Consider the following 25,833-nt stretch of genomic DNA (forward strand, 5'->3'; position numbering starts at 1 on the left):
CCTGAGTCGTGGGGATTTTACTTTCATTTTTGACCAAGCATGTCCGAGTTCATCGTGCTACTTTGGATTTTTTTTCTAATTTTGCACCAATTTAGCCTTAAGTATCACATCCTTTCTAACCTCTCAACTAATGCCTAAAGACAAAAGCATCAAACATGTCCTCATCATCGGAAGTGGTCCTATCGTCATCGGTCAAGCCTGCGAATTTGACTACGCAGGGTCGCAAGCCGCTCGATCACTTAGAGAAGAAGGTATCATCGTCACTTTGATCAACTCCAATCCTGCGACCATCATGACAGATCCCGTCATGGCAGACAACGTTTACCTCCTTCCCCTCGAAAAAAAATCCATCATCCAAATCCTCAAAGACCATCCTGACATCGACTGCGTACTCCCGACTATGGGTGGGCAGACGGCATTGAACTTGGCTATCGACTGTCACAATGCTGGTGTCTGGGATAAATTTGGCGTACGAATGATCGGTGTGGATATAGATGCTATCGAGACCGCAGAAAATAGAGAGAAGTTTAAGGCACTGATGGAAGAACTTGGTGTCAGTGTATGTATCGGGGAGACCGCTACATCTTTTCTCCAAGGTAAAGAAATCGCTCAGCGAATAGGTTTTCCACTTGTGATCAGACCATCTTATACACTTGGTGGTACGGGTGGTGGATTTGTAGAAAAGGCAGAGGACTTTGAACTAGCGCTGAAGTCTGGTCTAGAAGCCTCTCCTACGCATGAGGTACTCATCGAGCAAAGTATCTTAGGTTGGAAAGAATATGAGCTAGAGATCCTTAGAGATACTAAAGGCAACATGATCGTGATCTGTTCGATCGAAAATTTTGACCCAATGGGTGTGCATACAGGCGACTCTATCACAGTGGCACCCGCCATGACTCTCCCAGACACCGTCTATCAGCGTATGCGAAACTTGGCGATCAAGATGATGGCAGGGATCGGTAATTTCGCTGGAGGCTGCAATGTGCAGTTTTCAGTAAGCCCTGACAATGAAACCATCATCGGCATCGAGATCAACCCACGCGTGTCGAGATCCTCTGCCCTAGCCTCTAAGGCAACAGGCTATCCGATTGCCAAAGTATCTGCTAAACTTGCTATCGGCTACAATCTAGATGAACTCCAAAACCAAATCACCAAGACTACTTCTGCTTTCTTTGAGCCAGCGATAGACTATGTGATCGTGAAGATCCCAAGATGGAACTTTGACAAATTCAAGGGTTCTGATAGAAGACTCGGACTGTCTATGAAGTCAGTAGGTGAGGTGATGGGCATCGGCCGAAACTTCCAAGAAGCGCTTCAAAAAGCTTGTCAGTCACTCGAGATCAAGAGAAATGGCCTTGGAGCAGATGGCAAAGAGCTCAAAGATCAGGATAAGATACTTTACAGTCTAGCCAACCCAAGTTGGAACAGACTATTCCATATTTATGATGCCTTCAAACTAGGTATCTCTTTCCGAACGATTCAGGACCTAACTAAGATTGATAAGTGGTTCCTCAAGCAAATAGAAGAACTCGTCCACTTAGATGAGGAGATGGCCGAATATGACTTGGATACCATGCCAGCAGATCTGATGAAAAAAGCCAAAGAAAAAGGCTATGCCGATCGTCAGATTGCACACTTGCTTGGCTGCCTGGAAAGCGAAGTTTTCAATAAGCGCAGGGAAGAGATGGGTATCAAGCGTATCTACAAGTTGGTAGATACTTGTGCCGCTGAGTTTGAAGCGCAGACCCCTTATTATTACTCCTCTTTTGGGGATGAAAACGAGTCTATTCGCACTGATAAAAAGAAGATTATCGTACTTGGCTCTGGACCAAATAGAGTCGGTCAAGGCATCGAGTTTGACTACTCCTGTGTGCATGGAATCTTAGCAGCCAAAGAATGTGGCTATGAAACCATCATGATCAACTGTAATCCAGAGACTGTTTCTACAGACTTCGACATTGCAGATAAGCTTTACTTCGAACCTGTATTTTGGGAGCATATCTATGAGATCATCTTACATGAGCGTCCAGAGGGAGTCATTGTACAGCTAGGTGGTCAGACAGCTTTGAAGCTAGCTGAAAAACTAGAAAAGTATGGCATCAAAATCATCGGAACGAGCTTTGAGGCACTAGATCTAGCGGAAGATAGAGGTAGATTTTCTGCTTTGCTCAAGGAAAATGACATTCCTTATCCAGAGTTTGGCTCTATCGAGACGACAGATGAGGCACTAGAAATGTGCAAGACCATAGGATTCCCACTTCTTGTAAGACCATCTTATGTACTAGGTGGTCAGAGTATGAAGATAGTGATCAATGAAAAGGAGCTTGAAGAGCACGTAGTGGATGTCCTCAAGGATATTCCTGGCAATAAAATTCTCCTCGATCACTTCTTGGAGGGTGCTATAGAAGCTGAGGCAGACGCGATCTGTGACGGTGAAAACGTTTATATTATCGGCATCATGCAGCACATTGAGCCAGCTGGTATCCATTCAGGAGACTCTTATGCAGTGCTTCCTCCTTATAACTTAGGAGATTTGGTCATCAGACAGATTGAGACTTATACTAAGAAGATTGCACTTGCTTTGAGAACGGTTGGTCTCATCAATATCCAGTTTGCGATCAAAAATGATAAAGTATATATCATCGAAGCGAACCCAAGAGCCTCTCGTACCGTTCCATTCATATGCAAAGCCTACCAAGAGCCGTATGTTAATTATGCGGTGAAGGTCATGCTAGGGGAAAATAAGGTGACGGACTTTAATTTCAATCCAGTGAAAAAAGGCTACGCGATCAAAGTGCCAGTATTCTCTTTTCATAAATTCCCGAATGTCAATAAAGAACTCGGACCTGAAATGAAGTCTACTGGAGAGTCAATCTATTTTATAGATGACATCATGGATGATTATTTCTTGAAAATCTACTCAGAGAGAAACTTGTACTTGAGTAGGTAAAAATGAACAAACAGCATGGGTTTAATAAAATTTCTAGTCATAGCTTTAGGGATCAGCTATTTATTCATGTCGCTACTCCGCTTTTTCTTTCGCACCAAAGTGCGACAGATGTATGAGCGTGCCCAGCAGCAGCAAGCACAGCAGTACCAACAGCGACCTACTGGAAGCATCAAAGTAGATCATGTGCCAAATCAGCAAAAGGGTAGAAAAAAATTTAATGATCGTGAAGGCGAATATGTGCCTTATGAAGAAGTGAAATAAGTCAAGAGCAGCCAAATGGCTGCTCTTTTTTGATTATCCCTGCCTCCATCTTAGAAAGTCGCTTTCTTTCCTTTTTGCAAAGATTTCTTTAGATATCAGGATTTAGCCATTAACTTTGGAGATACTTTGCTTTAGAATGGTGAAGCACATTCATCTTTTCAATAAATAAACAGTACGAAATGAGTTGGTTTAAGCGGAAAGAAAAGGGGATCAGCACCCCAACAGAAGAGAAAAAAGATGCCCCTGATGGTCTATGGTACAAAACTCCCTCCGGTAAAATAGTCCATACGAGAGAACTGAAGAGTAATGCTTATGTCAGTCCCGAGGATGACTATCATGTCAAAATCGGTTCTGCAGAGTATTTTCAGATATTATTTGACAACAACAAGTTCACAGAACTAGATGCCAAAATGACCTCTGGAGATCCGCTTAGCTTTGTGGATACTAAAAGTTATACATCCAGAATCAAGGATACTATCAAAAAAACCGAACTCAATGATGCTGTACGTTCTGCCTATGGCAAGATGAACGGAATCGATATCGTAGTGTCCTGCATGGATTTCAATTTCATCGGAGGCTCTATGGGCTCTGTGGTAGGAGAAAAAATCGCTAGAGCCATAGACCATTCTATCAAAAACAAAATGCCTTTTCTCATGATCTCTCGATCAGGAGGTGCTAGAATGATGGAAGCTGGGTTTTCATTGATGCAAATGGCCAAGACTTCTGCTAAGCTTGCTATCCTCGACAAAGAAGGTATCCCATACATCTCATTGATGACGGATCCTACTACGGGTGGGGTAACGGCTTCTTATGCCATGCTTGGTGACTTCAACATTGCAGAACCTGGTTCACTGATTGGATTTGCTGGTCCTCGTGTGATCAGAGAGACGATAGGAAAAGATCTGCCTAAAGGCTTCCAGTCTGCTGAGTTTGTATTGGATCATGGCTTCTTAGACTTCATCGTAGATAGAAGGCAGTTGAAATCCAAACTTTCTACGCTGCTCACACTTCTACAAAACTAATTCTCAAGTCGTCTTCGGGCGACTTTTTCATTTCACTCCAAACTGCCCCTCTACCCTCAATATTAGCCTTTTTATCAAGAGAATTTATAAACAATTCTTGGGCTTATTAATTATATAAATAATATATTTGTAGTCCCTGAAGGGGAAAATCCAAATTCTAAAAATCAAACAATAAAAGTTAAATGACTTCAGTTGTTATCACTTCCATAGTGGCATTTACCGTGGTAATTTTGCTACTAGTGCTCATACTCTTGTATGCGCAGTCTAAACTCGTCAACTCAGGTGATGTAAAGATCTACGTCAATGGTGATGAGAAAAATCCAATGACAGCTTCAGCTGGATCTACTCTACTTAACACATTAGGTAGCCAAAAAATCTTCTTACCATCAGCTTGTGGTGGTGGAGGTACTTGCGCTATGTGTAAGTGCGTAGTAGAAGAAGGCGCAGGAGATGTGTTACCTACGGAGATCGGCCACTTGACTAGAGCTGAGCAACAGGGTAATGTCCGTCTAGCTTGTCAGGTGAAAGTTAAGAACGATCTCAAAATCAGAATTCCTGAGGAAATCTTCGGAATCAAGAAATGGGAGTGTGAAGTTGTTTCAAACTATAACGTTTCTACTTTTATCAAAGAATTTGTCGTAAAACTTCCTGAAGGTGAAAATTTAGATTTCGAATCAGGCGGATACATCCAAATAGACGTTCCTAAAATTACGGTGAACTTCAAGGATATGGATATCACACCACATCCAGATTTGGGTCACCCGCAGGATGTCTATAAAAGTGACTGGGATAAGTTTGGTCTGTGGGATCTAGTCATGAAAAATGACGAGGAGATCTTCAGAGCTTACTCTATGGCCAATCACCCTGCAGAAGGTAATATCGTGATGTTGACAATCCGTATCGCTACTCCGCCTTGGGATAGAGCAGCCAACAAGTGGATGGATGTAAATCCAGGTATTTGTTCTTCTTATGTGTTCTCAAGAAAGAAAGGTGATAAAGTAACGATCTCTGGACCTTATGGAGAATTCCACATCAACCCTACTCAAAGAGAGATGGTGTACATCGGTGGTGGTGCAGGTATGGCACCATTGAGATCACACATCTTCCACTTATTCCACACTGAAAAGTCAGATAGAAAAGTATCTTACTGGTACGGTGGTAGATCTAAGAAAGAGCTCTTCTATGTAGAGCACTTTAGAGAAATCGAAAAAGAGTTTCCTAACTTCACTTTCAATATTGGTCTTTCTGAGCCACTTCCAGAGGATAACTGGAAAGTAAAGAAAAGCTTAGATGATGAAGGAGATGGTTATGTAGGATTCATTCACCAAGTATTGTATGAAAACTATCTGAAAAATCACCCTGAGCCAGATGAGGTAGAATTCTACCTGTGCGGACCGCCTTTGATGAACTCAGCGGTATTGAAAATGCTAGATGATATGGGAGTGCCAGAGGAGAACATCAGATTTGATGACTTCGGAGGTTGATCCCCAAAGATATACGAAAGGCTCTGCAGATTGCAGAGCCTTTTTCTTTTACAGTATTATCACAGCTACCTTTTTTTACTTAATTTAGATTGAAATTTTTGACACATGGAGCTTTCTATTTTCTTTGATCCTATATCTGATGAGCTAGCACAAACTAGCTTCCCACTCAACTCTTTTTGCAAAAGTATACACATCCATCAAGAGCATTTTCCTGATCTCAGCAAAGTAGATATTGCCCTGATCGGACTTCAAGAATGGAGAGGGAGTATGGAAAATGAACAGATTGCCAAAGCGCCTTTTCACATCCGTCAAAAGCTCTATGCCCTCAAAAAAGGGAGTGAAAACTACCGAATAGTAGATCTTGGTAACCTGAGAAATGGCATTGACTATCAAGAAACGATTAACCGTATCAAGGAAGTCGGACACACGCTCTTAGAGAAAAAAATCCTTCCGATCTTCATTGGAGGCACACATGACCTAGATATGGGTCAATTTACTGCATATGAAAATTTAGGCAAACTTATCAGTGTGCTGTCAATAGATGCTTTCTTGGACATGGAAGAATCTGACAAAGCTAGCGAGTCTCATACTCAGCAGATACTCATGCATCAGCCAAACTTTTTATTCAACTACACGCACATGGCCTATCAGAGCTTCCTAGTGGATAAAAAGGTTATTAATTTGCTGGAAAAGCTATACTTTGATCACTATCGCTTAGGTCAGATCAAGGATAACCTTAAAGAAACAGAGCCTTTGATCAGGAATGCGGATATGCTCAGCTTTGATATCACTGCGATCAGATCAGCTGATGCACCTGGTAATAGACAAGCGCAACCTTTTGGACTGACTGGTGAGGAGGCTTGCCAAATCGCTTGGTTTGCTGGAAGCAATGATAAGCTAAGCTCTATAGGTTTTTATGGCTATCAACCCGCATTAGACGATCAGCATGGTAAAACAGCTGCTGTTATGGCTACTATGATCTGGTATTTCATCGAAGGCTTTTATCATAGAAAGGATTCTTTAGCCTTTACAGGCAATGACTACACTAAATATGTCGTCTCGCTTGATACAGAACCTGCCAACTTGGTTTTTTATAAGAGTAAAATCAGTGGCAAATGGTGGATGGAAGTTCCTCATATCAATGGCACAGATAAGTATGAACGCAATAGCATTCTCCCTTGTAGCTATACGGACTATGAGCAAGCACTGCAGGGGGAAGTTCCTGAACGCTGGATAAATGCTCAAATCAAGCTGATCTGATGGAGCTCAAGCAGTATACCAAGCAGCAACTTGCTCTACGCAATGGACAAGATAAGGTAGAAATCTGGGTAGCCTGGGAAGGTAATATCTATGATGTAACCAAGTCGAGACTTTGGAAAAATGGCAAACACTATGAACACTGGGCTGGACAAGATCTCACAGAAGAGCTCAAAGATGCCCCACATACCATTCGTGTTTTTGAAAAATTTGATATCATAGGCAAACTCATCAAATGATACTAATAGCAGACAGTGGCGGTACTAAGACAGATTGGAGAGTGATCTCCTCAGATGGAAAAATCAGTCAGGCTTCCACTAAGGGCATGAATCCCTATCAAAATACCACTGAAGATTTGAGCATTATCATCTCTGAAGAGTTAATACCTCAGCTTAACCAACATGGTGCTGTGCAGACTTTATACTTCTATGGTGCTGGGTGTGGGAGTAATGAAAATCAAGTGATGATGCATCAAGTGTTGGCAGCCAGTTTTCCTCAAGCTCGTATCATCATCGAAAATGATATGCTGGCCGCAGCTAGAGCACTTTGCGGTACACAAGCAGGAATCGCTTGTATACTAGGCACTGGTAGTAATAGCTGCTTGTATGATGGACAAAATATCAAAGCGCAGCGGCCATCCTTAGGCTATGTACTCAGTGATGAAGGTAGTGGCAGAGACATGGGCGCTAGATTGATCAGAGCCTATTATTATGATGAAATGCCTACAGACTATCGCGCTTTATTTGAAAGCAAGTTTGATCTCAAGCTGAGTGAGCTGCTAGAAAATATCTACAAAAAGCCAGCCCCAGCCAGCTATATCGCTAGCTTTACGCAAATACTATCTTTGACTAGGAATCACCCATTTACGCATGAGCTCGTTACCGCCTCCTTTGAGTCATTTGTAGCGACTCAAATAAAAAAATATCCTCGTTGGGAGGAGCTCCCCGTACACTTTAGTGGCTCTATCGCCTTTCATTTTAGTGATCTTTTGAGAAATGTTGCCATCAAACATGGCTTTTCACTACAAAATATCATCCAAAGCCCTATAGCAGGCCTTACACTCTATCATCAAAGTATCCTATGAAAAGCACTACAGAATCCAACTCGCATTATGATGCTTTAGAACAGATGTCAGTGTCTGAGCTATTGCAAAATATCAATCAAGAAGATCAGACAGTTCCTCAGGCGGTGGCCAAAGCGATCCCACAAATCACTCAAGTAGTAGAGGAAATAGTCAGTCGTATGCAGCAGGGTGGTAGACTTTTTTATATAGGTGCTGGGACCAGCGGTAGACTCGGCATAGTAGATGCTTCGGAGTGCCCTCCAACCTTTGGTGTACCGCATGACTGGGTGATCGGTCTCATAGCTGGCGGAGATCAAGCTATTCGCAAAGCAGTCGAGTTTGCTGAAGATGATGAAAAGCAAGCTTGGAAAGACCTTCAAAACCATAAAATCTCAACCAAAGATATAGTGATAGGGATCGCTGCCTCTGGTAGAACACCCTATGTGATCGGTGGTGTAAAAGCTGCCAGAGCGCAAGGCATCTACACGGCTTGTATCACTTGCAATCTGGGGAGTGTGTTGGCTGACAGTGTCGATCAGGCTATAGAAGTACCTGTAGGGCCTGAGTTCGTGACAGGAAGCACTCGTATGAAAGCTGGCACTGCTCAGAAGCTTGTCCTTAATATGATCTCTACCGCCACTATGATCAGGCTAGGTAGGGTAAGAGGCAATAAAATGGTAGATATGCAACTCTCTAATGAAAAGTTAGTACAAAGAGCAATCAATATGATCATAGAAGAAACCGGTGTTTCTATAGAAACCGCACAAATGCTACTCCAAGAGCATCATACTGTGCGCGCAGCTATTGATCACTTTAAATCTCGCTAAGCGCTATCGTAGCGATCTTAGGGATAAGATACTTTTTTCCACTCGCTGGCTCAAAACATATCGCTCTTGTACGTTTATTTCCTTCTTTGACAAAGATACGATCCCTAAACTTAAAGGAAGTTCCTACTGGAATATCTGACAAGAAAAGTGCGTCTTCTTGAGGATTTTCATCATACTTTTTCAAAGCTTTCGCTAGTCTAGGGTCAGACTGTGAAGAAGCTTTGGGATCTCGCATGTGTCTAGATAGTACCGTCAATACATCTGGCGGAAATATTAGGTCATTGAGCAGCGGCTGCATCAAAGTAGTAAAGGTTTGCTTCCATTCTTGGCCATGAGGTGCTATGCGTAAACCATGATCTTGGAAAGCTTTGAGATGTGCAACCTCGTGGATATAAGTTACTAAAAAGCTGTAACGATTGAGGTTATGATTGATAGTGATGGTTTGCATTTCCTCCCCTTTCCTGTACCTGAAATCACCTAACTTAGTTGCACGTGCAGGAGAAACCTTTAGAAAAAATGGTGTAGCTGTCCACAGATCTAAGCAATAGTGAATGGCATTTTCAGGTACGTGATGTTTGAAGATTTGATAAACGCGCAGTGAACTCATCAGATCAAATTTGCATACAATTAGGCAATAAAAAAAGGGTTTCGAATGCTCAAAACCCTAATTTTTTTCAATTGTGAGTCTGATTACTCAGCACCTTCTTGAGAAAGTGTATCAGCAGCTTCTTCTACTGATTCTTCAACTTCTTCCACTACTTCTTCAGTAGTTTCTTCTACTTGTTCCATAGTCTCTTCAACTGTCTCTTCAGTAGATTCAGCCTTGTTACCACAAGCTACAGCTGCGAACATCATTCCGCAGATAGCGAACATTGCAAATACTTTTTTCATAGTAATTAGTCGTTTTTGTTTTAAAGCACACAAAAGTACAACGCTTTTAATACTTTCCAACTAATCAAATCTATTTTTTCTTAAAGATCACTTTAATCGGTACTCCGCTGAATCCAAAGTGTTTACGCAACTTATTTTCTAAGTATCTCTCGTAAGGCACCTTGATATACTGTGGCAAATTGCAGAAGAATGCAAAAGTAGGATTTCGAGTTGGTAGTTGCGTCACATACTTGATTTTGATGTACTTCCCCTTCCAAGCTGGAGGCGGATAGTTCTCAATTTCTTTGAGCATGATATCATTGAGCTGACTAGTTGCGATCTTGCGCGTCTTGTCTTCATAGATCTGTACGGCTAACTCTATCGCTTGGAAGATACGCTGCTTGGTGAGTACAGAAGTAAATATCAAAGGTATGTAGCTCATCTCTCCAAGCCGCTCCATGATATCGTCTGTAAAGCGCTTCATCGTCATAGTCTCTTTCTCTACGAGATCCCATTTGTTGACCATGATCATGACACCTTTCTTATTTTTCACAGCTAAAGAAAGAATGTTAAGGTCTTGAGATTCTAGCCCTTTGGTCGCATCTAGCATGACGATACATACATCAGATTCTTCCAGTGTGCGCAAAGAACGTAGCACTGAATAAAACTCAATGTCTTCCTTAACCTTGGATTTTTTACGGATACCAGCAGTATCAGTGATGATGAAATCCTTGCCAAAAAGCTTATAGTGCGTATTGATGGCATCACGGGTAGTACCGGCCTCATCAGTTACGATACTACGTTCTTTGCCTAGCAGGACATTGAGGAATGAAGATTTACCTACATTAGGACGACCAAGGATCGCGATCTTAGGAATACCGATTTCAGGGTTTTCTTCCCCGTCATCAGGAAAGCAAGCGACTACTTTGTCTAGGAGCTCACCAGTACCTGAGCCACTGATCGCTGCAATAGGAAATACCTCTCCCATACCCAACTCGTAGAACTCATTGGCCATGAAAAGTCTGTCCTGATTATCTGCCTTATTGGCTACGACAAAGATGGGTTTTTCTGAAGCTCTGAGCTCTATGGCAAATTCCTTATCCAAGTCTGTCAAACCTGTAAATGCATCCACCATAAATAAGATGACAGAAGCCTCTTCTAGGGCTAGTTTGACTTGCTTTCTGATCTCTGCTTCGAATATATCCTCAGAACCGATCACATACCCTCCAGTATCGATCACGGTAAAGTGCTTTCCAATCCACTCACCATATCCGTAGTGTCTATCACGCGTCACACCACTGACATTGTCCATGATCGCCTTACGTTCTTCTACGAGGCGATTAAAAAAGGTGGACTTCCCCACATTAGGTCTCCCTACAATTGCTACTATATTAGACATTTCTCTTATTTTTATTGTTGATAGCCAAATCGCTTCAGCTTTAATTGATTGGTTCGCCAGCCTTCTTCCACACGTACGTGTGTTTCTAGATAGACATGCTTCCCAAAGAACTTCTCTAGGTCTTGGCGCGCTTCTATGCCAACTTTCTTGAGCGCTTTACCTCCTTCACCTATTAAAATCCCCTTTTGACTTTTGCGCTCTACGAATATCTCCGCATGGATACGGATGATGTCCTCCTCTTCTTTGAATGAGGTGACAGCCACTTCGGTACTGTAGGGCACTTCTTTTTTATAATTGGTAAAAATCTTTTCTCTGATAATCTCCGAGGCGAAAAAACGCTCATTACGGTCTGATAGTTCCTCCTTGTCAAAGTAAGCAGGATGCTCTGGCAGTAAGTCCATAATCATCGGAAGTAGTGCTTCTGTATGCGTACCAGCAAGGGCTGAAATCTTCAAAGTAGCATGTGGCTTCAGTCGCTCTTGCCAGTAAGTAGTCACTTCTTCTATCTGCTCTTCGGACTTGGCTAGGTCTATCTTATTGATGATTAAGATCACAGGCACTTCTGCCTTTGCTACGCGATCGATCATCTCTTGCTCCATCTCTTTATCATAGAGATCTGCCACAAAGAGGATCACGTCTGCATCTTCGAGTGATGAGTTGATGAAACCCATCATGGACTTGTGCAGTTCGTATTGTGGCTTCTCTATGAGTCCAGGCGTATCAGAATAAACGATCTGAAAATCCTCACCACTCAAAATCCCAAAGATCCTGTGTCGGGTCGTTTGGGCTTTAGAAGTAATGATCGAAAGTCGCTCACCTACAAGGACATTCATCAGGGTGGACTTACCCACATTGGGTTTACCGATGATATTGACGAAGCCTGCTTTGTGTGTGAGATTGCTCATTTATTTAATTTTTTCACAAAGGTACTTGATTTCTCGCGATTATTCTTTACTTTTGTACCACAATTAAGGGCAATCAGATGGAGCGCCTGATTAAATAAGAGATTAATTATCAAGATATATCGCGGGATGGAGCAGTTGGTAGCTCGTTGGGCTCATAACCCAAAGGTCGCTGGTTCGAGTCCAGCTCCCGCTACTAAGAGACCCTTTAGGAGAAATTCTAAAGGGTTTTTCTTTTTTAATGGCACTTCAAGTACCATCACATTTTGGCTTCATCGCTTAGTCTTCTACTTTTTTTTAAAATCAAAAAGGACCTTTCTATATCCAATTATTATTAAAATAAGCTTTGCTTGATTGATAAGCACTTCTAAAAGTTTTCGTTTTGAAAACTTTTATGTAAATTCAATCGTTCTTGAAGTGATAAGATTTGAAGAATATCATAGCCATTAAAAATCTGATAGCTTTCTATCAAAAGCATCCTGATGCCAAGTCGAGTATAGAGACTTGGCTAGCAGTGGTGAGGCATGCCACTTGGCAAAAGCCTTCGGATGTGGTGCAAGATTTTCCTGATGCAGATCCTATTAAGAATAATCGAGTGGTATTTAATATCTCAGGAAATAAGTATCGGCTAATTGCGCAAATCAGTTATTTGAGACAATGGGTGTTCATCAAGTTTATCGGCACACACTCCACCTATGATAAAGTAGATGCAAATACTGTCAATCAATTTTAATAATACAAAATCTATTGTACGTATGAAGTGGGATAAAACTATAACGACAGAAAAAGAATATGAAGCGGCTCTTTCTAGGCTGTCTGCCATTTTTGAAGCTGATTCAGAGAGCCCAGCGGGAATGGAAGCAGAGTTGCTGGTTACTTTAATAGACAAATATGAGAAGGAGCATTATCCTATTGCCCTGCCGGATCCGATAGCTGCTATCCAAGAAACTATGGAGAGGAAAGGACTTAAAGACAAAGATCTCATCCCTGCCATAGGTAGTAAAACCACTGTAAGTCTCGTTCTGAATAAGAAAAGAGCTTTAACAATTGATATGATTAGAAACCTTTCGACACTATTGGGATTACCTGTTGAAGTCCTCATCCAACCTTATAGGCTGTCCGATCAACAAGAGAAGCAGTTGGTGTAGTAAAATAGACTATACGTTCAATACCAAGAGACTCTTTAGGAGAAATTCTAAAGGGTTTTTCTTTTTTAAGTTAAGTACTAATGATCAAGAACTTCCATTTCATAAAGAGATTCTCAAATCACCATATCCAAGAATAATACAAAAAGCCCATACTAGGGGAAAGTAAAGGATAACTAGAGGATAACTAGGGGATGACTAGAGGATAACTAGGGGATAACCCCAATAAGACTCTAGTTTAAATTAAATAAAATATTAGTATAATACAGTAAATCTTAAAGAATATCTAATAAATGAGTCTTTTGAGCGTATCTACTTGCTCAGCTTCCTATACATTTTCATCCTTCAAAAAATTCAATTTTGAGCCTCTCTCAACCTTACCCTTTCTAATCGTTGATTTTCTCTAATCTCTGATTCTAATAAAAGGATTTCGGTAACAGGATGTGTTTATATCAAAAAACTCTTAATCTAGATATATACAAAAGCGCCCCACCTATTTCACATAAGTGGGGCACTGTATTTAAAAAATCATTCAATTACTGCTTAATAATACGAATGCGATCTACGAGTTTGCCATTGGTGATCTCTACGATGTAAATACCTGACTTGAGGTTGCTTACTACACCCTGTAGGTCTTGGCTAGCCTGCTCTACAGAAACTTGCTTTTGGTAAAGTGACTTACCGGTCATGTCTACCAATCTAAAGATGAAATCATCTCCACTAAGGTCTGCATTGAGCAAGACTACCTTCAGATCTGAGCCATTGGTAGGGTTTGGATAGATCGCCCAACGCTCTCCGTCAAACTCACTTCCAAAGTCTCTACGTAGTGCCACTACTGGGCTGTATTCAAATTGCCCATCAAAGTCCACTTGACGCAATCTGTAATAGATCACTTGATTGGCTGTTGGAATATCTGAATCAACGTATCTGTAATCTATGCGCTCATTGACTGTACCGTTACCATTAACTTGTGCGATGGCTTTGAAAGTTTTCGCGCCATCTAGTGAACGCTCCACCTCAAAGTAATCATTGTCTATCTCAGAGATAGTCGCCCATGTCACGACAGCAGACTTGCGCTCGTCAAGGCGTGCATCGATGAAGAGCAACTCTACAGGAAGGTCTATCTCAGCATCTAAGCTGGTACTGGCTAGTCTAAACTGTCCTGTTCTATCTCCATTAGGTATAGCAGTGCGCTGTGCGTATAGAACACCATTGATCGTAGAAGCTGTCTGATGCGTCCCTACTAAGATCGGTGCTGCTGGATCTGTTCCTTTGACTAGTCTAAGATCCGCTGGATCCACAACATTATTGGACATCTCAGCTGATAGGTAATAGTCATAGGTACCTGAAGTTGGTGCTGTAATTACATTCCAATAACCATTCGCTGCCACTACAATATCTGCTCCTGCATCATTGAGTGGGGTAGTCAAAGTAGTCTGTCCCTCATCTGACGGTACATAGGCTACTGTGAAGTTTCCTGCAGATCCACCAGTTCTTACCACATTTATAAAGGCATTTTCTTCAGGCTTATTTGGCATGGCCAATGGAAATAAACCTGTATCATAAGAACCAATCGTATAAGTCCCAGGAAGTCTTCTGGTCAAATTCCCTCCATAAATAAAACCTGAAGTATAGGTCAAGGCATTTTCAGTACTCAAGGTCATCGCAAACCCATTGAGGTTAATATCTCCTTGGGTCATTGTAAATAATGTTACTGTGGTAACATTTATTCCTAATGTAACACCAGCAGCATTATTTACAGTTATTCTACCAGTATTTTGACCAGTTACATTCCTGTCTATTTGTTGATTAGAAGAACCTTCAAATCTAAAGTTGTTACTTGTTATATTTAATTGACCCGAGGTGCCAACTAAATTTCCTAAGAGGCTAATATCTGCATTACCATTAAATCCAACATTTGTATTAAGAACAAGGTCGTTTAATATCGTTGTAGTACCAGATGAGGCGTTTGTGAGTGCTAAAGTCCCTGAAAAAGTTACAAAGCCGTAAGTTCTATTTGCTAAACTGAATGATCCTCCACTTGTCCTCACATAACTACTACCTTCTTGAAAAGCAACTACATCTATACCTGGTCCTCCAAATGGACTATTCCCATCATTCTGATTGAAAATTGACCCCGAAGCAAAGACAAAGGCGTTATTAGGTGCTGTACCAAATGGAAATTCAGATCCCATGCCAGCACCAATGGTAACGGTCTGGCCTGATCCAAAAGTAATGGTGTTGCCCGAGTTATTGATAAATTGATGCGTACCTCCAGTCAAAGTAATATTTCCTGCCACTTGAGGCATAGAGCCAGAGGCTAGTACGATATCTAGTGCATTGGCACTGCTGACGGTCAAAGTCGTTCCTGAATTCAGGATAAAATCATCCCCCAAAACAGGAGAACCTGCTATGGTTAAGACATTGCCTGAAGTCCCAGCATTAAAGGTATGGCTATCACTCATTGTGATGGCAGATACTGTTTCTGTAGGAATATTAGTGACTGTCTTAGCTGTAGACGAATTATCAAATACTAAGAAATCATCTGGTAAAGGTGTTGTCCTTATAGGGTCCCAGTTATCAGCATTTGTCCAATCGCTACTAACCGTTCCTTTCCATACATAAGAATTGATCGCATCTGTGGTCGCTTCATCAAAGCCTGGATTGTCTATGCGGTAATTAGTCGAGATCGCAAAGCCACCATTGTCGTTATATGGATAGATGGTAAAAGTGTATTGCGTATCAGGTGTCAAGCCAGTAGCACTATAAGCTCTGATCAAATCATCTGTGATGACCGTCTGCACAATGGCATTACCCAATGCATCATTGGCACTGTAAGCTACGCCATCTGCAGGAGGTGTATCAGGTGCATCTGTTCCATTGGTTCTCAAGATAATAAATCCCTCCACCAAGGCTAAGTCACCTAGATAATCCCAAGTAATATCTATTTGCGTAAAATTATTGGGGCTTGCTGCCGTGGTCGCCACTACAGCAGTGACATCTGCATCTGGCTCAGGTGCAATATCAAGTGTTGTTTCCGCTACAGTAGGGATAGTCGCTAGCGTTCTGTAATTAATCGACTCATCTGTCCCTAAAGTATTCAAAGGCACAATGAAGAAATTGTACAGCGTCCCTGGATCTAAACCTGTCACTGAAAAGTTTTCTATGCCATTGTTATGCGTCACAAAACCAGCTACTGTAGCATCTCCTATAGTAGCACCCACAGTATAGGCTATCCCATCAGTAGGCTCAACCGTCAAGACATTCCCAGAGGTGTTGTACAACACCATGTATTCTGTGACATCATTGATGCCCGTGCTATTGAACTCTAAATCAATTTGTGTATAGCCATCTGGCGCAACTGGCACAGTCGCTATCAAATCAATCACATGATTGTCTGGCTCAGGGGCTAGATTTAAAGTGGTTTCTGTCACACTTGGGATAACAGGGTCTGTGAAATAGTTGATCGACTCTGGTTCTCCTGGATCTTGGCTGTAAGGCACTACATAAAAAGTGTAGGTCACCCCAGTAGCTAAACCAGTAACACTGAAATTTTCAAGTCCATTAGTATGCGTAACAAATCCAGCGACAGTCGTGCCACCTATGGCATCATTGGCATTATAAGACACTGCATCTTGCGGTAAATCACTTAATGCCCCTCCTGTAGTATTGTAGAGGATGATATACCCGTTGACATTGTTGATTCCCGAAGAGTTGAATTCTAAATCAATACTCGTAGTCGTAGGGTTGAGTGCTGTCAAATCAATGACATGCGCATCTGGTTCTACTTCTAAAGTGACAAAAGATAAGATTGGGCTGTAACCCGTCCCAGCACTATTAGTGGCATAACCTCTAATGTAATACCTAGTGGCTGGCGTCAAACCTGTTCTGGTCTGAAAGAAATTCCCTAACCCTGTCCCTCCTTCTGCTAAAGCATTCCCTACTGCGTCAGTCGCTAAAGAATATTCAGTACCTCTTTCGCTTAGAGCTTCTCCTTCACTAGAAAACACACTAACATCTACGGTAACCTCATCAGAATCTACATTTACTAAGCCAATATTATCTAAAATAGGTATTTCAACTCCCGCATCAGTCGTAAAATCTATTGGTGTAAAATCAGTGAAATAAAGGCTTGTGCCATCACCCCCATTGTAGGCATAAGCAACAACAAAGTATTGTTGGTTCTGATCAAGATTAGATATATCAATAAAACCAGTAGAAGATGAACCAAAATAAGCCACATGCCCAGCTCCAATATCTTCATCAGTATAATTTTTATAAAGATGAAATGTATTCATATTAGGATCAAAAAATCTACTTTGTGAATCGGGTAATCTACCATCTAAACTAGAAAAAGATGGGTAGAAAATCTCAATCGCACCAGGAAAACTTGAAATCAAAATCAAAGTATTATCCGCCACATCACTAGCCCCTGACCAGTCAAAGTTTATTCTGACCGAACCATTAGTAATATTCGTAGCTGATAAAACAGGGCCTTCCGTAGGTGCAACAGGCGCATCATAAGTGACACTGAGTGTATTAGAAGCTTGGTTAGTCTCAGGTACCGAGTTTTGTGCTACGCCAGCAGGGACGCTTACCTGCACGGGATCTCCTGTGGGATTGATTTGCGCAGTGTAGGTGATGCTATTACTCGTGGCAAGCGTACCTGATACGACAGTACCATTGACTACACTGATGTCGCCTTCTGTAAAGCCAGTGACTATTTCACTGAAAGTGAAAGTAGCCGTGAAGTTTTGGTTAGTGGTAGTTGGACCCGATACAGTAACCGTTGGCCCTTGGGCGAATACTCCTAAGCTGATAAAAGTGAGGCAAAAGAGTAAAAGTCCTTTGTAAAGTTTTTCCATGTATATTTCCCTTTTTGACTGGGGTTAATTCCTTATGTTCAAGGCCTTAATGCAGACTAAAGTACGAAAGCTAATGAAATTCACCAACTGACAAAACTTTCATTTGCAAGAATAGGCCAAATCTTCAAAATTTGACTGTATTTATTTTAACACACGTGATTTGATTCCCTTGAATTTCTTCAAACAACTTAGCAAAAATACAGATAAAAGTTGTTCAATTCGTCATTAAAACTTTATGTTTTTAAACAAAATACCAAATACTGGGTATTTTTATTTATATTAGAGACATATTTCTGCATTTGATATACGCATAAGTGCTGACTATCAGATGCTGAACAATCCCAAATAGCTATGAAAAAGATCGTTTTAGGATGCTTTGCCATCGCGCTACTAAGTACCTCATGCGCAAGCAGTAAGGAATATCAGGAGCTTGTAGCCGTGGACAAAAGATATGCCAACAGTCAAAGCCCCATGGCCATCGCCATGAGTGAGTCTCGGAACGCTGAAAAACTTGATAAAACAGCGGAAAAAAGAATTAAAAAATTAAACAGTCGGAGATACTAATTTTTCCAAACCCTATAAACAAAAAAGCACGATTTCTCGTGCTTTTTTTATGCTGTAGCATTTCTGACTAGTTGTTCATGCTGATCAAAAACTCTGTATTGTCTCTGGTTCCTTTCATCTTGCTGAGTAGGAAATCCATCGCTTCGTTAGACGTCATGTCTGCCATGAACTTACGCAAGATCCATACTTTACCCAGTTCATCTTTGTCCATGAGTAGGTCTTCTCTACGCGTACCAGAAGCTGGCACATCGATCGCAGGATAGATACGCTTGTTAGAGAGTTTTCTATCCAACTGAAGTTCCATGTTACCTGTACCTTTGAATTCTTCAAAGATCACTTCGTCCATCTTAGAACCTGTCTCGATGAGGGCGGTAGCTATGATCGTGAGTGAACCTCCATTTTCAACATTACGTGCTGCACCAAAGAAACGCTTAGGCTTGTGCAGTGCATTGGCATCCACACCTCCTGAGAGGATCTTTCCTGATGAAGGTACTACGGTATTGTATGCTCTCGCTAGTCTCGTAATTGAGTCTAGTAGGATGACTACATCGTGACCACACTCTACCATACGCTTGGCTTTTTCCAAGACCATAGAAGAGACTTTCACGTGGCGGTCTGCTTGCTCATCAAATGTCGAAGAGATCACTTCAGCCTTTACGCTACGTGCCATGTCTGTCACTTCCTCTGGACGCTCATCGATCAAAAGGATGATCAAGTGCACCTCAGGGTGATTTTCAGTGATGGCATTGGCTATTTGTTGCAATAGGACTGTCTTACCCGTTTTAGGCTGGGCTACGATCATTCCTCGTTGACCTTTACCGATCGGGGCAAAAAGGTCTAAGATTCTAGTAGAATAGTTTGAACTTGAGGTAGAGAGGTTGAGTCTTTCTTCTGGAAAAAGTGGTGTCAAGTACTCAAATGGTACACGGTCTCTGATCTCTTCTGTAGTTTTACCGTTTACAGTAGTCACTTTGAGTAGTGCGAAGTATTTTTCCCCTTCTTTTGGTGGTCTGATCTGTCCGATGATCGCATCACCTGTTTTCAAACCAAAAAGTTTGATCTGTGAAGGCGATACATAGATATCATCCGGAGAAGCTAGGTAATTGTAATCAGGAGATCTCAAGAAGCCGTAGCCATCTTGCATGATTTCTAGTACCCCGCCATTTTCGATGATCCCATCGAAGTCTTTGATATTGGCAGCATGATTTCTTTTTTGAGGTCTTTCTTCACGTGCTGGGCGCTGCTCTCTTTCTTCTGCTGATAGCTGATTGCCATCTTTGCCTTCGGGTCTGACAGGCTTACGCTTAGGAAGTTCTATTTCTCTATTTTCTGTAGTTTTTTCAGCAGGCGGTGTTGGTCTTTGACGCTCAGGTTGTGCGGCTTTAGGAGCTTCTTCCACCCTTTCTCTTTTGCGAATTGGCGTTTTTTCAGGCCTGCTTTCTTCTGCTTGAGGATTAGCTGCTTTTTCTTCTTTCTCGCTTACCTCCGTGACATTGACTCTGCGCATTCTAGGCTTTCCGTCTTCATTATCAGCTTCCTGACGTGATGCAGGTGCTTTAGGTGTATTGGCTGGAGTGGAAGTTTCAGCGGATGATTCGCTAGAGGAAGTTTCTGCACTCACAGGCTTTTTCTTAGGGAGGGCTTTTTCAGGAGTGATAGCCTGTTGGTCTAAAATCGCATAAATAAGTTCTTGCTTACCTAGCTTTTTTTGGTTTTTAACACCTAACTCTTCAGCTATTTCTCTCAGTTCAGAGAGGAGCCTGATGTTTAGTTCTTCGATATTATACATAAGAAGGGGTTAAGGTCGATACCTTAGATGATGATGTTGAGAATGATTTGTTGATTTGTAAAAATGACTCGTTTTGATCGTGTCAGAAGTAGGTCTAGGATGAAATACTTCAATGATGTCTTTGCAATATTAAATGAGTAAAAGCTAATTACCAAATATTTGGCCAAAATATACGCTGAGCGCAGGTGATTTGAGAGAATAAAGGGATGGCTACTCGTTTTTTAAGGTGAAAAGGCTTTATTTTGCAATCAAAATCGAGAAGAAATGCTACAAGTAAATATCATCAAAGAGGAAAAAGAACGCATCCTCAAAGGACTAGCTAAGCGTAATTTTCCTCATGCTGAAGCTAGTATCGAGGAAATCCTCCAGCTAGACCAAAATCGCAGAGAGACACAGCAGCAGATGGATCAGCTATTGGCTGAAAGCAATGCGCTTGCCAAAGAAATTGGTGCATTGATGAAGTCTGGTCAAAAAGAAGCCGCTGAAAAAATTAAAGGCAAGACCGCTGAACTCAAAGAAGCAAGCAAATCTCTAGGAGAACAACTCAATAGTCTGGAAGAGCAACTCACTAGAGCACTCTATCTCGTACCGAATATCCCTCATGAAAGTGTGCCTGCGGGTAAGTCTGCTGAAGATAATGAAGTGGTCTTGGAAAATGGCGCCATCCCAACTTTAGATAAAGGAGCTGTCCCACACTGGGATTTGATCAAAAAGTATGACATCATCGATTTTGAATTAGGAACAAAGATCACTGGTGCTGGCTTCCCCGTGTACAAAGGAAAAGGTGCTAGACTACAAAGAGCCTTGATTAATTTTTTCTTGGATGAAGCACTTCAAGCTGACTATATGGAAGTACAGCCTCCTATCCTCGTAAATGAGGAGAGTGGCTATGGCACAGGACAACTTCCAGACAAAGAGGGACAAATGTATCATGCCACAGCAGACAACCTGTATCTCATCCCTACCGCTGAAGTTCCTATTACGAATCTTTACAGGGATGTGATCTTGCAAGAAAAAGAACTTCCTATCAAAAATGTGGGCTTTACTCCTTGCTTTAGAAGAGAGGCGGGTAGCTGGGGCGCACATGTGAGGGGCTTGAACAGATTGCATCAGTTTGACAAAGTGGAGATCGTACAGATCCAGCATCCAGAAAACTCGTACCAAGCACTAGAGGAAATGAGTGCTTATGTACAGGGACTCCTACAAAAACTAGAACTACCCTACAGAGTACTCAGACTCTGTGGAGGAGATATGGGCTTCACATCATCACTCACATATGATATGGAGGTATATAGTGCCGCTCAAGAGAGATGGCTTGAAGTCAGCTCTGTGAGTAACTTTGAAACTTATCAAGCGAATAGACTGAAGCTTAGGTATAAAGCAGAGGACAAAAAGACCCAACTCCTCCATACGCTCAATGGTAGTGCACTAGCGCTACCAAGAATCGTAGCAGCTATCTTGGAAAATAATCAAAGTGCTGAGGGTATTCGCATACCAAAAGTGTTGGTTCCTTATACTGGGTTTGATATTATTGATTAGTAGTAACTATAATACACAACGATAAATCCATTTCTTGAGAGAAATGGATTTATCGTTTATTTTTTTCTAATAAGATTATTGTCCATTTTTATTAATGAGCTGCTCGGAAATGTACAATTCCATAATTACCTACCAATCTAAATTATTGATTTTCAAGCAAATAATTGATTTGGCAAACACTTTGAACTATCTACCTTGATAGAGGGTAATTCGGCATGCAGAGAAAAGATTTTGCTTATCTTTACTTTTGACCAAATCAAAAGTTTAAGCTTATGAAATTTTCTGTATGCCTATTTTTATGGCTATTTAGTGCTACTATCACTCTGCAAGCGCAATCTAAATCCACTGATGAATTTGCTGCTGTTCAAAAGACTATCCAAAATTACTTTGATGGCATGATCAAAAGAGATCGCGCTATGTTAGAGAAAGCGTTTTTGCCAGAGGCCAGGCTGATCGGCTATAGAGGTACTGTTCTGAATATCACGCCATTTAGCGAGTGGGTCAATGGTGTCTCCGCTGGAGCTCCGAGAAACCCTACGGACTACAAAAACAAAATCGTGAGTATCCAAATCAAGGGATATAGCGCAGTAGTCGAAGCCGAGCTTTACTGGCCAGAAATTTTTTACTATGACTTTTTGACCCTAATCAAGATCAATGATGAGTGGAAAATCGTCCATAAAACCTGGTATGAAGAGCCACTCTCCAAATAATAAGACACAAAAAAACACGCTCAATGAGCGTGTCTTTTCATCATCTTTACCCAAATTAACAATATAAATCAAAAGGTTGCTTCTACAGCTTTAGTAGGTGTGAGTGGTCTAGGTTCATAGACTCTCACATAATCTACTTCCATTCTCTGAGGCCAAATGGACTCATCTACCCCTTCTTTTCCAGCCCAATTACCACCGACAGCTACATTGAGTATAAGGTAGAAGTCCTGATCAAATGGCCAATCATCACTTCCATTACCTGTATTTACAAAAGAGAAGTATTTTTCCCCATCGATAAAAAATTCCATCTCTTCTTCTGTCCAATTGATCGCATAAACATGAAATTCCTCATCAAAGTCAGTAATAGTCTTTTGCGCTGATAGGTGTGTGCCATCTACGTGATTGAAGCTTTCAGTGTGAACAGTACCATGAATTACTCCTGGATCATAGCCTACATGTTCCATGATGTCTATTTCACCGCTTTTGGGCCATCCACCATAGGTTGAGGCATCTGGCATCATCCATATCGCTGGCCAAGTCCCTCTACCTTTGGGAAGCTTTGCTTTCACTTCCACATAAGCATACTGCCACTTACCAGAGGGTTGAGAAATAAGTCTCGCTGAGCTATATTCCTTATCCTCTACATCTTCACGATGTGCTTCTATGATCAGTTTACCATCTTCCACACGGGCATTTTCAGGACGTGCAGCTAGGTAATGTTGGAGTTCGTTATTTCCCCATCCATGACCTCCTGTATGATATCCCCACTTTGTACTATCTGGCATACCTGCCACCTCAAATTCATCAGACCAAAGCAGCTTGTCATCAGCCTCAAACTGAGATGTCTCGATTTGGCAAGCTGCCAATAGGCCTGCAATCCCTAGTATCAAAAATTTATTTCTCATTGCTTTATGGGTTAGGAATGGAAAATACTGCCTCTTGGGTATCTCTAGAATTACCGCCAATCATGAGTTTAAAATCACCAGGCTCATAGCCGTAAGTCCCATCAGCTCGCCAAAAAGCCAGATCACTTGCCTTTAGCTCAAAGCTGATATCACGACTTTCTCCTGCTTTCAGGTGGATCTTTTGGAAGCCTTTCAATTCTTTTACGGGCCTAGTCAAGCTGCCAATTAAGTCTCTGGTATATAGCTGTACGACCTCCTCTCCATCTCTATCTCCAGTATTGCTTACTTTGACAGTTACTGTAATTGGGCTGTCATCCGTTAGGGAAGTTTGATTTAGAACAGGTTGGCTGTACTCAAAAGTGGTATAGCTCAACCCATAGCCAAATGGATACAAAGGCGAGTTGTCTACATCTCTGTAGCGAGATCTGTATACTCGATCTTCTAGCTTTTGACTTGAAAAATCTCCCTCAAAAGGACGACCTGTATTTTTATGGTTGTAATAAATCGGCACTTGACCTACACTGCGAGGAAATGTCACTGGTAGTTTACCGGCAGGATTGTACTCACCGAAAAGCACACTCGCTACAGCCTTACCTGCTTGTGAACCTAATGTCCAAGTCGCTAGGATAGCATCTACTTTGGCTTCTAGTTCTGTCAAAGCTAAAGCTCTGCCACTACTCACTAAGGCCACAGTAGGCTTTCCTACAGCTGCTATTTGATTGACCAATTCTTGTTGGATTCCAGGCAAAGTGATGTCAGATCTAGAAGCCCCTTCACCATTCATCACGGCACTCTCACCGATAGCTAAAATCACCAAATCAGCTCTTTGAGCGGCTGCTCTAGCCGCAGCAAAATGCTCCGTACTATTATCATAAAGGTTGCAACCTTGAGCATAGGTCACTTCAACTCCTGGACCTGCATAAGCCTTAATCCCCTCTAAAAATGAGATTGGGTGCAGTGCTTCTGCAAAAAATGACCATGTGCCATTCATGTCTGCCTGATTATCTCCTAGCGGACCGATGACCGCAATTCTTTTTACGGTGGACTTTACTGGAAGCGTTTGCTTTTCATTTTTCAACAATACAATAGATCTTCTAGCGATTTCAAATGCTGCTTCTAAGTTTTCAGCAGAGCGAATTTCTTTTGCCTCCACTGCAGGATCACTGTATAGATAAGGGTTATCAAAAAGACCTAGATCCACTTTGAGTTGGAGGATATGACCGACAGCACGATCCAAAACTGCTTCAGACACTTTGCCTTCACGAACTAGCTGAGGAAGAAATGATAAGTAAAGATCTGCCATCATATCTAGCTCTGTTCCCGCATTGATTCCTTGAATGGTGGCTTCTATAGAGTCTTTAGAATATCCATGAAACATCATCTCAGAGATGGATTGCCAATCAGAGATGACTAAGCCCTCAAACCCCCATTCCTTTCTCAAGATATCTTGTAACAGATACTCATTTCCAGAAGCTGGTACACCATTGAGCTCATTAAAACTTGTCATGATACTCGCTGCACCAGCATCTATTGCTGCCTTAAACGGAGGGAGATAAGTTTCTCTTAACGCTATGTCAGACATATCCACTGTGTTGTAGTCTCTCCCTGCTTCAGCTGCTCCATAAGCAGCAAAGTGCTTTACACAAGCCGCAATGGTGTTAGCCAGTGAAAGGTCTGATCCCTGAAAACCTCGTACTCGAGCTGCTGCTATCAGTGAACCTAAGTAAGTGTCTTCTCCAGCTCCTTCGGCATTTCTCCCCCATCGAGCATCTCTAGAGATATCCACCATCGGGGCAAAAGTCAAGTTGATCCCTGCAGCTGCTGATTCCCTCGCAGCTACTCTAGATCCTAGCTCTATGGCTTCTAAATCCCAGCTAGCGGCTTCCGCTAGTGGAATAGGCATGATGGTCTTCAGACCATGAATGATATCTGCTCCGATCAAAAGCGGAATCCCCAATCTAGACTCTTCTACAGCCTTTTTTTGTAATGTTTGAGTATATTCAGCTCCATAGATATTGAATATCCCTGTCACCTCACCTTTTTTGATGGCTTCGTCTAGATAGTCAGGCGCTTTTGGTTTCCCATCAGGGCCTGTGGTGAATAGGTCTCCTACCACAAAATTGAGTTGACCAGCCTTCTCCTCCAGTGTCATCTGAGACAGTAGCTCTGTCACTTTAGGATCAAAAGCATCCGTTTCTTTTTTTGAATCACAGGCATAAAATCCCCCCGTTAGCGCTACTAACGCTATACAAACACACTTTATATTCATGGTTTAGATCGT

The 25,833-nt window shown here is 41.7% G+C and carries 21 protein-coding genes and 1 tRNA gene; 14 read left to right on the forward strand and 8 right to left on the reverse strand.

The features are described from left to right. Window positions 1-130: 130 nt before the first annotated feature. The 8 genes from carB to murQ all read left to right on the forward strand — a co-directional run bounded on the left by carB (window position 131) and on the right by murQ (window position 8,864). The gene (gene carB / locus I5349_RS12775; RefSeq protein ID WP_226391171.1) at window positions 131-2,950 is read left to right on the forward strand and encodes a carbamoyl-phosphate synthase large subunit; all 2,820 of its coding nucleotides are present in this window, start codon (window positions 131-133) and stop codon (window positions 2,948-2,950) included. Window positions 2,951-2,965: 15 nt separating this feature from the next. After that, on the forward strand, window positions 2,966-3,211 hold the full coding sequence (locus tag I5349_RS12780) for a DUF4834 family protein (RefSeq protein WP_226391172.1): 246 nt from the start codon (window positions 2,966-2,968) through the stop codon (window positions 3,209-3,211). A 179-nt stretch (window positions 3,212-3,390) separates the two neighbouring features. After that, entirely contained in the window at window positions 3,391-4,233 is an 843-nt protein-coding gene (accD, locus tag I5349_RS12785) for an acetyl-CoA carboxylase, carboxyltransferase subunit beta (protein ID WP_226391173.1), read from the forward strand. Between the two features lie 182 nt (window positions 4,234-4,415). Then, window positions 4,416-5,717, forward strand: coding sequence for an NADH:ubiquinone reductase (Na(+)-transporting) subunit F (gene nqrF, locus I5349_RS12790; RefSeq protein WP_226391174.1), 1,302 nt, complete (start codon window positions 4,416-4,418; stop codon window positions 5,715-5,717). A 105-nt stretch (window positions 5,718-5,822) separates the two neighbouring features. Next, a complete protein-coding gene (locus tag I5349_RS12795; RefSeq protein ID WP_226391175.1) occupies window positions 5,823-6,977 on the forward strand; it encodes a formimidoylglutamase in 1,155 nt (384 codons plus the stop codon). Then, a complete protein-coding gene (locus I5349_RS12800; RefSeq protein ID WP_226391176.1) occupies window positions 6,977-7,213 on the forward strand; it encodes a cytochrome b5 domain-containing protein in 237 nt (78 codons plus the stop codon). The genes I5349_RS12795 and I5349_RS12800 overlap by 1 nt, the downstream gene beginning before the upstream one ends. After that, window positions 7,210-8,058, forward strand: coding sequence for an N-acetylglucosamine kinase (locus I5349_RS12805; protein WP_226391177.1), 849 nt, complete (start codon window positions 7,210-7,212; stop codon window positions 8,056-8,058). The genes I5349_RS12800 and I5349_RS12805 overlap by 4 nt, the downstream gene beginning before the upstream one ends. Further along, window positions 8,055-8,864 (forward strand): N-acetylmuramic acid 6-phosphate etherase, encoded by an 810-nt coding sequence (gene murQ, locus I5349_RS12810; RefSeq protein ID WP_226391178.1) that lies wholly within the window; start codon window positions 8,055-8,057, stop codon window positions 8,862-8,864. The genes I5349_RS12805 and murQ overlap by 4 nt, the downstream gene beginning before the upstream one ends. On the opposite strand, the gene I5349_RS12815 is transcribed toward murQ, so the two are convergent. The 4 genes from I5349_RS12815 to era all read right to left on the reverse strand — a co-directional run bounded on the left by I5349_RS12815 (window position 8,851) and on the right by era (window position 12,038). Then, window positions 8,851-9,471: a SprT-like domain-containing protein gene (locus I5349_RS12815; protein WP_226391179.1), complete on the reverse strand. Its 621-nt coding sequence runs from the start codon at window positions 9,469-9,471 to the stop codon at window positions 8,851-8,853. The two genes, murQ and I5349_RS12815, sit on opposite strands and share 14 nt — an antisense overlap. 83 nt (window positions 9,472-9,554) lie before the next feature. Continuing rightward, the gene (locus I5349_RS12820) at window positions 9,555-9,755 is read right to left on the reverse strand and encodes a hypothetical protein (protein WP_226391180.1); all 201 of its coding nucleotides are present in this window, start codon (window positions 9,753-9,755) and stop codon (window positions 9,555-9,557) included. Between the two features lie 70 nt (window positions 9,756-9,825). Next, window positions 9,826-11,133 carry a ribosome biogenesis GTPase Der gene (gene der, locus I5349_RS12825; protein WP_226391181.1) on the reverse strand — a complete coding sequence of 436 codons (1,308 nt, stop codon included), beginning with the start codon at window positions 11,131-11,133 and terminating at the stop codon, window positions 9,826-9,828. Window positions 11,134-11,144: 11 nt separating this feature from the next. Further along, complete coding sequence (gene era / locus I5349_RS12830; protein WP_226391182.1) at window positions 11,145-12,038, reverse strand: GTPase Era; 894 nt, start codon at window positions 12,036-12,038, stop codon at window positions 11,145-11,147. A gap of 120 nt (window positions 12,039-12,158) precedes the next feature. On the opposite strand from era, the gene I5349_RS12835 reads away from it, so the two are divergent. The 3 genes from I5349_RS12835 (at window position 12,159) to I5349_RS12845 (ending at window position 13,183) form a co-directional block, all read left to right on the forward strand. Further along, window positions 12,159-12,231 (forward strand) — tRNA-Met (locus I5349_RS12835). 231 nt (window positions 12,232-12,462) lie between these two features. Continuing rightward, the gene (locus I5349_RS12840; RefSeq protein WP_226391183.1) at window positions 12,463-12,768 is read left to right on the forward strand and encodes a type II toxin-antitoxin system HigB family toxin; all 306 of its coding nucleotides are present in this window, start codon (window positions 12,463-12,465) and stop codon (window positions 12,766-12,768) included. A 22-nt stretch (window positions 12,769-12,790) separates the two neighbouring features. Then, window positions 12,791-13,183: a helix-turn-helix domain-containing protein gene (locus I5349_RS12845; protein WP_226391184.1), complete on the forward strand. Its 393-nt coding sequence runs from the start codon at window positions 12,791-12,793 to the stop codon at window positions 13,181-13,183. A 533-nt stretch (window positions 13,184-13,716) separates the two neighbouring features. Here the strand turns inward: I5349_RS12845 and I5349_RS12850 are convergent. Next, window positions 13,717-18,045 carry a T9SS type A sorting domain-containing protein gene (locus tag I5349_RS12850; protein WP_226391185.1) on the reverse strand — a complete coding sequence of 1,443 codons (4,329 nt, stop codon included), beginning with the start codon at window positions 18,043-18,045 and terminating at the stop codon, window positions 13,717-13,719. 351 nt (window positions 18,046-18,396) lie between these two features. Between I5349_RS12850 and I5349_RS12855 the strand changes: the two genes are divergently transcribed. Then, a complete protein-coding gene (locus I5349_RS12855) occupies window positions 18,397-18,609 on the forward strand; it encodes a hypothetical protein (protein WP_226391186.1) in 213 nt (70 codons plus the stop codon). 67 nt (window positions 18,610-18,676) lie between these two features. On the opposite strand, the gene rho is transcribed toward I5349_RS12855, so the two are convergent. Further along, a complete protein-coding gene (gene rho, locus I5349_RS12860; protein WP_226391187.1) occupies window positions 18,677-20,398 on the reverse strand; it encodes a transcription termination factor Rho in 1,722 nt (573 codons plus the stop codon). A 264-nt stretch (window positions 20,399-20,662) separates the two neighbouring features. Here rho and serS point away from each other — a divergent pair, with 264 nt between their 5' ends. Together serS and I5349_RS12870 are read left to right on the forward strand one after the other, a co-directional pair. Further along, on the forward strand, window positions 20,663-21,937 hold the full coding sequence (gene serS, locus I5349_RS12865; RefSeq protein ID WP_226391188.1) for a serine--tRNA ligase: 1,275 nt from the start codon (window positions 20,663-20,665) through the stop codon (window positions 21,935-21,937). A 272-nt stretch (window positions 21,938-22,209) separates the two neighbouring features. Beyond that, window positions 22,210-22,647, forward strand: a complete 438-nt coding sequence (locus I5349_RS12870) for a nuclear transport factor 2 family protein (RefSeq protein ID WP_226391189.1) — start codon at window positions 22,210-22,212, stop codon at window positions 22,645-22,647. Window positions 22,648-22,715: 68 nt separating this feature from the next. Here the strand turns inward: I5349_RS12870 and I5349_RS12875 are convergent, their stop codons facing one another. Continuing rightward, window positions 22,716-23,552 (reverse strand): glycoside hydrolase family 16 protein, encoded by an 837-nt coding sequence (locus tag I5349_RS12875; protein ID WP_226391190.1) that lies wholly within the window; start codon window positions 23,550-23,552, stop codon window positions 22,716-22,718. A 4-nt stretch (window positions 23,553-23,556) separates the two neighbouring features. Beyond that, the gene (bglX, locus tag I5349_RS12880) at window positions 23,557-25,821 is read right to left on the reverse strand and encodes a beta-glucosidase BglX (protein ID WP_226391191.1); all 2,265 of its coding nucleotides are present in this window, start codon (window positions 25,819-25,821) and stop codon (window positions 23,557-23,559) included. Window positions 25,822-25,833: the final 12 nt, after the last annotated feature.

The sequence above is a fragment of the Penaeicola halotolerans genome, from assembly GCF_016464625.1.
GTDB classification, from domain to species: domain Bacteria; phylum Bacteroidota; class Bacteroidia; order Cytophagales; family Cyclobacteriaceae; genus Penaeicola; species Penaeicola halotolerans.